The organism is Thauera phenylacetica B4P, assembly GCF_000310225.1.
Classification (GTDB): Bacteria; Pseudomonadota; Gammaproteobacteria; order Burkholderiales; family Rhodocyclaceae; genus Thauera; species Thauera phenylacetica.
The window spans coordinates 1-383 of the sequence record NZ_AMXF01000629.1; the positions used below are offsets into that span (position 1 = coordinate 1).

Here is a 383-nt window from a genome sequence, read left to right on the forward strand (position 1 = left end):
TCACGCCGTCGCCCAGGTCGAGCCGCAGTTCGAGGCGGCCCGTGCCGCCGAGTTTGAGCGTGCCGGCGTCGACGAAGCCAGTGGGTTCGGACGTTGCTCCGGATCCCGGGCGCGCAGCCGGCGGCGTCTGGCTACCCAGCAGGCTCCTCCAACGCCGGAAGCTTGACTCGCTCAGCCCCTCGCGCAGGCAGAACGGCTCGATCCCGAGACCGCTCGCAGCGAATCGCGCGAAGGTCGCTTGCCACTCCTCGCGGCTACGGCGCCGCCACTTGTTGTTGGTCGCTGTCGCCCTGGTCACTGCCGACTCCTCCCTCGTGAAAGTGGGAGGGATTGTTCCGCGTGGGCGCGGGCGGGGAAAGAACGCCGCTCAGTGAACGGTTACG

At 69.2% G+C, this 383-nt stretch carries 1 protein-coding gene; it reads right to left on the minus strand.

What is annotated here, in order from left to right:
* Nucleotides 1-298, minus strand: a 298-nt coding sequence (gene tnpA / locus C667_RS24025) for an IS66 family insertion sequence element accessory protein TnpA (protein ID WP_004393438.1), incomplete at its 3' end; no start/stop codon positions are given.
* Between the last annotated feature and the right edge of the window lie 85 nt (nt 299-383).